The organism is Clostridium sp. UMB9555A (assembly GCF_030222355.1).
In the GTDB taxonomy this organism is placed as follows: Bacteria; Bacillota; Clostridia; order Clostridiales; family Clostridiaceae; genus Sarcina; species Sarcina perfringens.
Window position 1 is genome coordinate 331891 of sequence record NZ_JASORQ010000002.1, and the last position, 12931, is coordinate 344821.

At 29.0% G+C, this 12931-nt stretch carries 12 protein-coding genes; 4 read left to right on the forward strand and 8 right to left on the reverse strand.

Going from position 1 to position 12931, the window contains the following annotated elements:
- The 7 genes from QP548_RS06800 to QP548_RS06830 form a co-directional block, all read right to left on the reverse strand.
- On the reverse strand, positions 1 to 714 hold the full coding sequence (locus QP548_RS06800) for a response regulator (RefSeq protein WP_061427504.1): 714 nt from the start codon (positions 712 to 714) through the stop codon (positions 1 to 3).
- On the reverse strand, positions 689 to 3391 hold the full coding sequence (locus QP548_RS06805) for a sensor histidine kinase (protein WP_061427502.1): 2703 nt from the start codon (positions 3389 to 3391) through the stop codon (positions 689 to 691). The genes QP548_RS06800 and QP548_RS06805 overlap by 26 nt, the downstream gene beginning before the upstream one ends.
- An 11-nt stretch (positions 3392 to 3402) precedes the next feature.
- The gene (gene kdpC, locus QP548_RS06810; RefSeq protein WP_061427500.1) at positions 3403 to 3999 is read right to left on the reverse strand and encodes a potassium-transporting ATPase subunit KdpC; all 597 of its coding nucleotides are present in this window, start codon (positions 3997 to 3999) and stop codon (positions 3403 to 3405) included.
- A 14-nt stretch (positions 4000 to 4013) separates the two neighbouring features.
- The gene (gene kdpB, locus QP548_RS06815) at positions 4014 to 6080 is read right to left on the reverse strand and encodes a potassium-transporting ATPase subunit KdpB (RefSeq protein ID WP_061427498.1); all 2067 of its coding nucleotides are present in this window, start codon (positions 6078 to 6080) and stop codon (positions 4014 to 4016) included.
- A gap of 13 nt (positions 6081 to 6093) precedes the next feature.
- The gene (kdpA, locus tag QP548_RS06820) at positions 6094 to 7830 is read right to left on the reverse strand and encodes a potassium-transporting ATPase subunit KdpA (protein WP_061427496.1); all 1737 of its coding nucleotides are present in this window, start codon (positions 7828 to 7830) and stop codon (positions 6094 to 6096) included.
- Positions 7831 to 8182: 352 nt separating this feature from the next.
- Positions 8183 to 8614, reverse strand: coding sequence for a MarR family winged helix-turn-helix transcriptional regulator (locus tag QP548_RS06825; protein WP_003456274.1), 432 nt, complete (start codon positions 8612 to 8614; stop codon positions 8183 to 8185).
- 206 nt (positions 8615 to 8820) lie between these two features.
- Entirely contained in the window at positions 8821 to 9462 is a 642-nt protein-coding gene (locus QP548_RS06830; protein WP_061427494.1) for a pentapeptide repeat-containing protein, read from the reverse strand.
- Between the two features lie 128 nt (positions 9463 to 9590).
- Between QP548_RS06830 and QP548_RS06835 the strand changes: the two genes are divergently transcribed.
- On the forward strand, positions 9591 to 9746 hold the full coding sequence (locus QP548_RS06835) for a hypothetical protein (RefSeq protein WP_003456266.1): 156 nt from the start codon (positions 9591 to 9593) through the stop codon (positions 9744 to 9746).
- A gap of 94 nt (positions 9747 to 9840) precedes the next feature.
- Here QP548_RS06835 and QP548_RS06840 read toward each other — a convergent pair whose 3' ends face one another.
- Positions 9841 to 10455 (reverse strand): NUDIX hydrolase N-terminal domain-containing protein, encoded by a 615-nt coding sequence (locus QP548_RS06840; protein ID WP_061427492.1) that lies wholly within the window; start codon positions 10453 to 10455, stop codon positions 9841 to 9843.
- 198 nt (positions 10456 to 10653) lie between these two features.
- On the opposite strand from QP548_RS06840, the gene QP548_RS06845 reads away from it, so the two are divergent.
- From QP548_RS06845 to QP548_RS06855, 3 genes are all read left to right on the forward strand, one after another.
- Positions 10654 to 10881, forward strand: coding sequence for a hypothetical protein (locus QP548_RS06845; RefSeq protein WP_236907353.1), 228 nt, complete (start codon positions 10654 to 10656; stop codon positions 10879 to 10881).
- Positions 10882 to 11072: 191 nt separating this feature from the next.
- Positions 11073 to 11663, forward strand: a complete 591-nt coding sequence (locus tag QP548_RS06850) for a metal-dependent hydrolase (protein WP_061427490.1) — start codon at positions 11073 to 11075, stop codon at positions 11661 to 11663.
- A 101-nt stretch (positions 11664 to 11764) separates the two neighbouring features.
- A complete protein-coding gene (locus QP548_RS06855; protein ID WP_061427487.1) occupies positions 11765 to 12922 on the forward strand; it encodes a collagen-like protein in 1158 nt (385 codons plus the stop codon).
- Positions 12923 to 12931 lie beyond the last annotated feature (9 nt).

The following is a 12931-nucleotide window of genomic DNA, read 5'->3' on the forward strand; positions in this document are numbered from 1 at the left end:
TTAAAGTTCACTATCCTTATCTTGAATTCTAAGCAGTCTATATCCAACCCCTATATGGGTTTGGATATAATTTGTATCCATAGCCTTTTTGCTTAATTTTTTTCTTAAAGTTGCCATAAAAACTCGTAATGAAGGAATATCACTTTCACAGCTACTAGACCAAATTTCTTTTAATATATAATTGTGAGTAAGAACTCTTCCAACATTTTTAGAAAGTAAACATAGTAATTTATATTCAATTGGAGTCAAATGTATCTCTTCTTCATTTAAAAATACACATCCTGAAGTATAATCAATTTTTAAGTCTCCATTTACAAACTCTTGTATTTCCTGTGTATTATTTCTATCATAGTTCATTTTTCTTATAGCAACTCTTATTCTAGCCATTAACTCATCTACACTAAATGGTTTAGTCAAATAATCATCAGCCCCTAAATCTAAGGCTTCAATTTTATCTCTATCTTCACTTCTTGCACTAACTACAATTATTGGACAATTTGACCATTCTCTTACTTTTTTAATTATTTCTATACCATCCATATCTGGTAATCCCAAGTCTAATATTATAATATCTGGTCTTTTTGATATTGCTAAAATCATTCCTTGTGAACCATTAGCAGCCGTATGACACTTGTATGAATTTATTTCTAATGTAGCTGTTACAAAATTTCTTATGGCTTTTTCATCTTCAATAACTAAAATTGCTGGTTTCATTCTTATTCACCTCAAATCTCTGCAAACTAAAGCCAATTATAGTTCCCCTAGGTTTATTATCTCTAACATATATTTCTCCTTCGTGTACATTTATAATTGATTTACACAATGCTAATCCTAATCCTAATCCTCTTCTACTATCACTAATATTTTTCTTAGATGTAAAAAACATATCAAATATATGCTCCTTGTCTTCTTTACTAATTCCTACCCCATTATCTGCTATCTCAATTATTACATTATCTCCTTTTGAAAAGGCACTTATTTTTATATTTGATCCTTTTTCTGTATACTTTATTGCATTATCAACAATATTTATTATTACTTGTATTATAAGTCTTACATCAACATTAACCATTAACAATTCATCTTTCAAATCAATTTCTATATTATAGTCACAGGCATTTCTATGAACATGTTGTAAAGCCTCTAAAATAATTTCTTCTACTAATTGAGCTTCTCTATTTAAATTTATATTTCCATTATCTATTCTTGAAACAGAAAGTAAATTTTCAACTAAGTTTATTAACCAAATTGAATCATCATATATATCTAATGTTAACTTTCTTTTAGTTTCTTCGTCAAAATTATTATTTAAAAGCAAACTTGCACTTCCAGATATACTTGTTAAGGGTGTTCTTAAATCATGAGAAACAGCCCTTAATAAATTTGCTTTAAATTTTTCATTCTCAGCTTGCATTAAAGCCTGCTTCTTTGCTTCTTCTAAAATATAATTATCTATGACAAAAGATACTTGATTTATCATTGCAATTAGTAAGGATTTTTCTCCTTCCTCTAATTCCTCTCCTTCTTCTAAAATTATCCCTATTACTATGCCTATATCCTCTTGTCCTAATACAGGAATATACATAGCTTTAGCTCCAGGTAATGTTTCTGTACCCTTTCCAGCATATTTTCTATTATTGATAACCCAAAGTACTACTCCCTGTTCGTCTAGATTAATATATTTATCACTTAATTCACTTCCATCTTTGAATTTATAATTATATATATTTTCAATTTGACTATTTTTAGCCTTATAAACTACTACAGGTTTTTTTACTAATCTACTAACTTGCTCTTGAGACTTTAAAATAATTTCTTCTAAATCTGAACATCTTCCAAGCTCACTACTAGATTCTAATAAAATATTTGTTCTGTATGCTGTTATTGCTGATTTATTGGCCTGTACTTTAACTTTATTTGTAAGAGTACTAGTTATTAAAGCTGATACAAGCATTACGAAAAATGTAAATATATAACTTGAATCATAAGCATTAAGAGTAAATTTAGGTTCAGTGAAGAAAAAATTGAAAAGTAAAACACTAAATAAGGAAGATATAACTCCATATATTCTTCCATAAGTCTCCTTTGCTATAATTAAAACACCTAGAATAAATACTATTATTATATTGGCTTCACTAAAACCTAAATTTTCAAAGAATAAGCTTATAATAATTGTAATAATTAAAATCCCCAAAGTTTTTAAAGAATCTTTAATTGTTATTTTTTCTTTATTTAAGCAAATTTTATTTATATATTCTACATTTTCTTCTTCATCTGGTATTATATAAACATCTAGCTCTGGAGCTAATTCTATTAATCTATCTACAATACCAAATCTTGACCATAGATGTCTTTTCTTCTTTGTTCTTCCTATTATAACTTTTGAAACTGAACTAATCTTAGAAAACTCTGAAACTTGATATGCAACATCATCTCCATAAACTGTTTCTATTTTAGCCCCTAAATCTTTTGCTAATTTAACATGTTCTCTTAACCTTTCAATATTTCCTTCTTTTAATTCTCTTGATGAAGTTGTTTCAACAAATAAAGCAGTAAACTTTCCATGAAAGGCTTCTGCCATTCTTGCAGCTGTTCTAATTACTTTACTATTTGAAGGAGAAGAACTTAAACATACCAATATATGCTCACTAGTATGATAAAAATTTTCATTTTTATTTATCATAACCTCTTTATTTACACTATTAGCAGTCTCTCTTAAGGCTAACTCTCTCAAAGCAACTAAGTTTTCTCTTATAAAAAAGTTTTTTAATGCCTTTTTCGCTTGATTTTTAACATATATTTTTCCACTATTTAATCTTTCAATCAAGACTGATGGATCTACATCTATTAATTCAATTTGAAAAGCATTTTTAAATATTCTATCAGGTATTCTCTCTTTAACAACTATATTAGTTATAGATGCCACTACATCATTTAAACTCTCTATATGTTGAACATTAAGAGTGGTATAAACATCTATGCCAGCATCTAATAATTCCTCTATATCACTATATCTCTTTTCATGTCTAAGTCCCTTAACATTGGTATGAGCTAACTCGTCCACAATGATTAAATCTGGTTTTCTACTTAAAGCTAAATCTAAATTAAATTCCCTTAATACCAATCCTCTATATGCTACTTCTAAATTAGGTAATAATTCTAATCCTTCTAAAAGTGCTAGGGTTTCTGGTCTTGTATGAGGCTCAATATATCCAATTACAACATCTAACCCCATAGCAATTGCTGAATGTGTCGCTTCTAACATTGCATATGTTTTCCCAACCCCAGCAGCATATCCAAAGAAAATTTTAAGTTTTCCTCTTTTACTCTCTTTTTCATTCTTATTTATTTCTTTTAGTATTTTCTGTGGATTAGGACGAGTTTCCCTCATTTATAATCCTCCTATTCTCGTAATATACCATCTAAAGCAAGATTAACTTTTAAAACATTAACTGTTTTCTCTCCAAAAACACCTAAAAGTCTTCCAGTAGTATATTTATCTATTATTTCATTAACATAATCTACACTTAAATTTCTCTCCTTAGCAATTCTATCTACTTGATATTTTGCTGCGGCAACAGATATATGTGGATCTAATCCACTACCTGATGAAGTTACCAAATCTACAGGAATAGGTTCTTCTTTCTTACCTTTATTGTAACTTCTTATTCTCTCTACCCTCTCTTTTACTAACTTTTCATATTCTTCACTTGCTGGACTTAAATTTGATGGAGATGAATACATTAATGGATTTCCATTGCTATCCTTAAACATTTCTACATTTATATTCATAATCCTTCCCCATAAATATTTATTATCTGTAAATTGTTGACCTAATAACTCACTTCCATATTTTTTACCATCTACTTCTATAATGCTTCCATTTGCCTCTTCTTTAAATAAAACTTGTGCTAGCACAGTTGTTGATACTGGATAAATTATTCCACATAATATTGTAAAAATCAAAACAGCTAAAATAGACTTCCTGATAATTTTCATATTAATCTTCCTCTCTAAACTATTCCTAACATTGTTATTAAAATATCTATACCTTTTATAGCTATAAATGGAGCTATAATTCCTCCTAATCCATATACAAATAAGTTTCTTGATAATAATTTATTTGCTGAAACCTCCCTGTATTTAACTCCCTTAAGAGCTAAAGGAATTAAAAATATTATTATAAAGGCATTATATATAACTGCAGATAATATGGCACTTTCTGGACTTTGAAGATTCATTATATTTAACCTTGATAATTCAGGAAATAACCCTATAAAAAGTGGAGGAATTATGGCAAAATATTTTGCTATATCATTGGCTATGCTAAAAGTTGTAAGTGCACCTCTAGTCATAAGAAGTTGTTTCCCTATTTTTACTATCTCTATTAATTTAGTTGGCGATGAATCTAAATCTACCATATTCCCAGCCTCTTTAGCTGCTTGTGTTCCTGTATTCATAGCTACAGCTACGTCTGCCTGTGCTAGTGCTGGCGCATCATTAGTTCCATCTCCAGTCATGGCTACTAAATGTCCCTTTTTTTGAAAGTCTTTTATCATATTTAATTTACCTTCTGGAGTTGCTTCCGCTAAAAAGTCATCAACCCCAGCCTCTGCTGCAATTGCTGCTGCAGTAAGTGGATTATCTCCAGTTATCATTATTGTCTTTATCCCCATTTTTCTTAAATCAGAAAATTTTTCTTTAACACCTCTTTTTACTATATCTTTTAAATATATTATTCCTAAAACTTTATAATTTTTAGCTACTACTAAGGGAGTTCCTCCTTTCCTAGCAATTTCTTCAACTTTTTTCTCACATTCATAAGAAAAATCTCCCCCATGTTCAGTTATATATTTTTTAATAGATTCTGCTGATCCTTTTCTTATTTCATCTCCATTAAAATCAACACCACTCATTCTTGTTTTAGCAGTAAATTCAATAAACTTAGCATTTGAAGAACTTAAATCTCTTCCTCTAATTCCAAACTGTTCCTTTGCTAAAATAACTATACTTCTTCCTTCTGGAGTTTCATCTGCTAAAGATGATAATTGGGCAGCATCTGCAAGTTCTTCTATATTAGCCCCATCAACAGGTAAAAATTCACTAGCCTGTCTATTTCCTAAGGTAATTGTTCCAGTTTTGTCTAACATTAAAATATCAACATCTCCTGAAGCTTCTATAGCTCTTCCACTCATAGCTAGAACGTTAGCTTGATTTAATCTACTCATTCCTGCTATACCAATTGCAGATAATAAGGCTCCTATTGTTGTAGGCGCAAGACAAACTAATAAAGCTAATAATGATGTCACTGAAGTACTATTTGTAACTCCATTCTGATTAGAAGCAAATTCTGAATAAGCATATAATGATACTGTAACAACTAAAAATATTATTGTAAGAGAAACTAATAGTATTTGAAGAGCTATTTCATTTGGAGTTTTCTTTCTAGAAGCTCCTTCTACCATAGCTATCATTTTATCCATAAAACTTTCGCCAGGGTTATTACTTACCTTAACTACTATATAATCTGATATAACTTGAGTTCCTCCAGTTACGGCACTTCTATCCCCTCCACTTTCTCTTATAACAGGAGCTGATTCTCCTGTTATTGCACTCTCATCTACTGATGCAGCTCCATAGACCACATCACCATCAGCAGGTATTTGTTCACCGGCCTTAACTATTATTAAATCTCCTTTTCTTAGCTCTGTTGAATTAACCTTACTAACCTTTTCCTTTGTCTCTATGGACTCTATTCTGTTAGCAAAAATATCTTTCTTAGCAGAGCGCAAAGCATCAGCTTGTGCTTTTCCTCTACCTTCTGCAATAGCTTCAGCAAAATTAGCAAATAAAACAGTAAACCAAAGTAAAATTGAAATAAATAATATAAAAGATGGTGAGTTATCTTTTATTCCAAATAGTGAAAAAATATATAAAACTGTGGTTAATATAGAAGCTATATATACTATAAACATTACTGGATTCTGTAATTGAATCTTTGGATTCAATTTTATAAAAGAATCTTTCATAGCTCTTTTAATCATTTTACTATTAAATAAAGAATTTTCTTTCTCCTTCATATTTTTCTCCTCCTTAAGCAATCATCTGTAAAAACTCAGCGATAGGACCTAAAGCAAGTGCTGGGAAAAAGCTTAAAGCACCTACTAATAAAACTACAAAAATTAGTAATCCTATGAATAATACATTATGGGTTGGCAATGTTCCTACACTAGTTGCAACTTTTTTCTTTTTGACTAAGGAACCTGCAATGGCAAGTGTTGCAATCATAGGTACAAATCTAACAAATAACATGATTAATCCTATACTTACATTTATGAATATAGTATTAGCTCCTAAGCCTGCAAAGGCTGATCCATTATTTCCTCCTGCTGAAGAATAAGCATATAAAATTTCTGAAAAGCCATGGGCTCCTGAATTAGTTAAACTATTTAATATTTCTGGATTAATAGATGCTAAAGCGCTTCCTATGAGAATAGAAATAGGAGTTGCTAAACATATAAGCATTGCCATTTTCATCTCATAAGGCTCTATTTTTTTACCTAAATATTCTGGAGTTCTTCCAACCATAAGCCCTGCTATGAACACAGTTATTATTGCAAATGCTATCATTCCGTAAAGACCACACCCAACACCTCCAAATACAACTTCTCCAAGCTGCATTAAAAGCATTGTAACCATTCCACCTATTGGAGTAAAACTATCATGCATAGAATTTACAGAACCATTTGATGCTGCTGTAGTAAAAGCTGCCCAGGTACTAGAACCAACTACTCCAAATCTACTTTCTTTACCTTCCATATTTCCACCACTCTGATCTATATATCCTAAATTTACATCTCCATTTTGAGCTAATTGTGGTGTTCCATTAGCTTCACTTACTCCAATTATGCATAATGCAATAATAAGCAAAGTAAACATAGCTATAAATATAGCTCTCCCTTGTCTTTTATCCTTTATATTTCTACCAAAGGTAAAACAAAGAGCCGCTGGAATCAAAAGTATAGATAACATTTCTAATAAATTTGAAAAAGCTGTTGGATTTTCTAAAGGATGAGCTGAGTTTACTCCAAAGAAACCTCCTCCATTAGTTCCTAATTGTTTTATAGCTACCTGGCTTGCTGCTGGTCCTTGAGGTACTATTTGACTAGTAACTCTACTTCCATCATCTAAAACAATTTCCTCTAGTAAAGCTACCTCTTCATAAGGTTTAAAATTTTGTACTGTTCCCTGCGAAACTAATAGTATTGAAAGAACTATTGAAAGAGGAACTAATAAATAAAGAACAATCCTTGTTAAATCCCTCCAAAAGTTTCCTAATCCACTTTTGTTTACCCTTGTAAATCCTCTTATTAAAGCAAACAAAACGGCAATACCAACTCCTGCTGATAAAAAGTTTTGAACTGTTAATCCAAGCATCTGAGTTAAATAACTTAATTGACTTTCACCAGAATAGGCCTGCCAATTTGTATTTGTAATAAAACTTGCTGTTGTATTAAAACTTAAATCCCATGAACTTCCACTTATTCCTTCAGGATTCAATGGTAATACTCCTTGTAACAAATTCAAAGCAAACAAAAATATAAATCCTACAGCACTAAATGCTAAAACTGAAAATGAATATTTTTTCCAATCCATATCCTCTTCATTGATTCCTAGAACCTTATATATAAAATTTTCACAAGGTAATATTAATTTTGATAAAAATACCTTTTCTCCATTCATAACTTTTCCTATATATTTTCCTAAAGGAATCGCTAATAGAACTAAAATTATTAAGTATAAAGAATACTGTAAAATTGCATTACTCATTTCTCTCCCCCCTAAGCAATATATACCAAAGGTAAATAAACAGTATTAAAAATGTTAATCCAGTGATGATTAAAATTAAATCCATATTTCTCTCCCCTTTCTTAAATTATTATATTTAAAAGCATATTAAGATGGCGTTAGAGTTTCATTTGTTAGTATTAAGATTGTTTAAAGATTTTCTTCTTAAAATTTTATAAAAAAAATCTTTAAGAATTAATCTTAAAGACTTTATGTATACTTCTATTTATTTTTGCTTTTGTCTTAACTAAAGAATAAAATTTACTATATAACACTCAAATTTATCCCTATCTAATATAAAAAAAGCATGTATATATGCTTATATACATGCTTTTTACTTTAATATTTCTAGTAATGAGTCTAAATTTTTCTTAAGTTCTAATATTTGCTCTTTTTCTATTCCTAAAGAACAAAAAGCCTTTCTTGGCACATCTATCATATCATCTTTTAAATTTCTTCCCTCATCTGTTAATTCAACTATTACAACTCTGTCATCCTCTTTTGACCTATATTTTGTTACAAGATTCATCTTTTCTAACTTTTTTATAAGAGGTGTTAAAGTTCCAGAATCAAGATGCAATTTTTCACCAATCCCTTTAACTGTTATTCTTTCATTTTCCCACAAAACAAGCATTGTTAAATATTGTGTATAAGTTAAATTATATTGATCTAAAATAGGTTTATATTTCTTTATAACTTCTCTTGAAGAAGCATACAATCTAAAACAAAGTTGATTTTCTAACTTTAAAATATTATATTTATCCATAATAGCTCCCTTTAATCCTTTAAATATGCTACATTAAATTTTATACAATTAATTATAAAATTAAGATATTACTTTTTTATTATATTGTCAATATAAATTAGATTTATAATATCAGTTTTTAATAATGATTTAATGATATAAGTATATAAGCAAATACTCTCCGATAAAGGTAAGTAGATAATTACATTTTATCTGTATAGCTCTATCTATTTTATTATTATACCTAAAAATTTACTTAACTCTAAAGCTTGATAAGCTGTAAAAATTCCACCTTTTAAGTTTTCCATGTTTAAATCTATGTCTTCTATATTACAAGTTCTAAAATCAATATCCTTAATATTTGTTCCTCTAAATATAGACTCTTTTAAATTCACATTTTGAAAATTTACTTTTTTTAATTTAGCTTCTTGAATCACAGCTCCTGTTAAATCACAATCTTTAAATTCCACCTCTTTTAAAGTGCTAAAAGATAAATTAATATATTTTCCTAAACAATCTTTAAAAGAAATATTGTTTAATGATGATTCATCAAATCTACTTCCTATGATTTTACAGCCTTTAAACTCTACTCTATAAAAACCACCATCAAAAAATTCACAATTAGATAAATCACACTTTTCAAATTTCACATCTGTCATATCTATTCTATTAAAATTACAATTTATAAATATAACATTTATAAATATACATGAATCAAACTTTATTGAACTTTCTTCTAAATTTTCTATAATTACATTTTCTATTATAGCTTCCTCTAGTTTTTCTTCTTTCAAAATTTCTTCTGTTACATCATCTAATTTATTTAATTCTAAAGGAATTTTAGGTAACTCTATTTTCCAAACTTTCATACTTGTATCTCCTAAAACAAAAATTATATTTAATATAAATTATATCATACAAATATGGCTCTAATTTACAATATAATTTTTAAAAATTTTTACATACTAATAATATAAACATATAGGGAGTTGATTTTATGAAAAGTAAAAACAAAAAAGAATATTCTAAAGAGAATTATTTAGCTAATGGCCATAAAACTCAAAATCAATGGGCTAAAAATCATATTAACACAAGTATAGAAGAACCAGGAATAAATGAAAGTGGAATAGAAGCAAAAAAACGCGGCTTCTAAATATCTTCTTTCTTATTTAACTAAAATCTAAAAGCCATAATATTTAAGTTCAAAAATAAAAATTCAAATATTATGGCTTTTAATATAATAAAAACTAATCAAATTTAGGCTTAAATCTTGGATTATTATATGCTTCAAAACACATCTCTATTTGTTCTTTTGTATTTCTAGTCAAAGATAACTTCGGAAGATTATTTAGTTCAAAAAATCCACATGTCTCAGTTTCAACATTCTCATTAAAATTAATATCTAAAAGATCACAAAGAATAAAGATTTTATAAATACTTTGAACCATTAGGGGTTTATTATGTTTATTTCTATCTAAAATTGCAATTATGCTTTTAGGTTCAACCTTTGCCCCTGCTTCCTCATATGCTTCTTTTTTTATATTTTCAGCTACTGATAAGTTTATATCAGCCCATCCTCCTGGTAAACTCCACGTACCATCTAATTTTTCTTTTACCAATAAAACTTTATTTTCTTTTATTATAGCAGCTCTTACATCAACCTTAGGAGTTAAATATCCACTTTCCTCAAGTAAAACTTCCTTAACTTTATGTAATTCTAAATTAGTGCTTTCGCTAATAATATCAGCTGCAATACTCTTTAATTGGTTAAATCTATCTATATCATATACATCTTTAGAGTAAGTTAACCCTGCTTGAGCAATAGAATCTATCTCTGTAGCCCATTTTAACAATTTATTCATAACAAAACCTCCAAATTAAAATTCTCACAAGTTAATTATAATAAACTTTTCCAAATTAAAGATTACATTTTGCATACTTTGCCCACTTTTACCTGTTTTTTGACCAGTTACGCACAAACTATTCCATCATCTTTAAATTCTTGTTAGAATACACTTGTAATATTTCTTAAGTAAATATTTATTTTTATTAAGCAAGGGGTGATTTTTTTGAAACATTTAAAAAAGATTTTAATGAGTGCAATTTTAATTACGTTAATAACTCTTTTTTCTCCCTTAATACTTAGAAAAAGCATAGCTTTATATATTGAACAAAGAGTATCTTATTTTACATCTGTAGAAGTTGTTTCAAATATTTTAAGTCCCTTGTTTGCTTTAATATCAATATTTTTAATTGCATATTCAATAATTGCAATTAAAAATAAATAATTACTTATTAATAATATTACTTTAATTTGGTAAAAAACCTTACATAAAATTACCACCATAACTATCATCCTAAAAATAGAACTGTCCACTCTATTTTTAGGATTTTTAAGTTTTTTCTTCTTTATGTAAAATGAATATTATGATAAAATTTTTAATATAAACTAATGATAATTATTTTTAAAGGAGATTTTATGACAAAAGAAACACATTCAACTGGAGGCGTATGCATTTCTTTAATAATGCTAAATACAATTTTAAGCTTATTCTTATTTCCATATGATATAGCTTATAAAATTTTATTAATAGCATTATTTTTTCATTTTTCTTATATAGGCTCCTTATTCCCTGATATAGATCAAAGAAAATCTTCAATTAGTCAAATGTATCCTTTTCTTTCAAAACATATAGGTAGTAAATGTAGACATCGTGGCTTTACTCATAGTTTACTATGTCTATCTTTAATAATATTAACCTTATATATTGTTTTAAATGTTAGTAATTTCAACATAATATTATTAATAATTTCAATAGGATTTATAGCTGGATATATATCCCACTTAACTTTGGATTTTTTAACTTCAGAAGGAATCGAACTTTTCTACCCTTGGAAAACTAATTTTAAGATAGCCAAAATTAAAACTGGATCAAAAACTGAAAAGATAATAAATAAAATACTAAAAATATTTAATTTTCTTCTTATTTTATATAATATAATTTTAATTCTATCTGATATTTTAGGAATAAACATATTAAATTTTATAAATAAAAGCACTCTATTTTGAGTGCTTTTACTTTTTATATAAAATATTTTGGAACAACATAATAAAAATTTCATAAACTAATATTATAAAATTGATTTTAATAGTATACAAGGAGTTTTGTTATGGTAAGAAAAATTTATAATTCTAATAGATATTATGATGATTACAATAGATATAATTGTTACGATAAATACGATTGTTATGATGATGAGTATTGTCAAGATGATTATTATTGTAAAGATGATTGCTATTTAGAGATAAATTGCAATTGTTGCGATTGTTGTAAACCTGGACCAAGGGGTCCAAGAGGCCCTCAAGGTCCTAGGGGTCCTCAAGGTCCAAGAGGTCCTATGGGCTGTCAAGGTGAGCGTGGTCCAGTAGGCCCTATGGGTCCTCAAGGTGAACAAGGTCTTACCGGTCCTCAAGGTCCTGCTGGACTTCAAGGTGAACAAGGTCCTCAAGGAGATCAAGGTCCTGTTGGTCCTATAGGACCTCAAGGTCCTCAGGGTGAACAAGGTCTTACTGGTCCTCAAGGCCCTGCTGGTTCTCAAGGCCCTGAAGGCCCTACTGGTCCTCAAGGTGCTACTGGCCCTCAAGGTCCTGGAGGTCCTACTGGTCCTCAAGGTGATCAAGGCCCTGTTGGCCCTCAAGGAGCTCAAGGTCCTCAAGGTCCACAAGGTCCTCAAGGTGCTACAGGTCCTACTGGCCCACAGGGTCCTCAAGGTAATCAAGGTCCTGCTGGACCACAAGGTCCAATTGGTCCTCAAGGTCCTCAAGGTGAACCTGGAGCAGATTTTGATGATACCTTATTAGTTAGTTATTCCTCATTAACTTCTCAAAATGTTAATGCTAATGGTATATTCACTTATAATATCCAAAATCCTAACGGATCAACGTTTACAGCAATAACCGCCAATATAGCAAATGGAACATTTATAATAAATGAACCTGGAAGATATTTATTTATGTGGTCATTTAATTTAGATAACACAAATAATACCACAGCTAGCGCTATAGTATCTTTATTTAAAAATGGTTTTAGAGTATTTTTATCAGGAACTCCTAGAGTAGCTCCTGGTGAAATAGGCGTAGTAAATGGAAGTATTGCCGTAAATGCTAATGCTGGTGATGTATTTGCTTTAATTAATAATTCTACAAGAAACGTTTTATCACAAATAATATCTTCACCAATTTCTGTAACTCCAGCTATCTTAGGAGAATCTACAGGAATAAATTCAGGAATAGGATCTTGGGTTCAAATAGTTAGAGTATCTGATTAATAAAAAAAT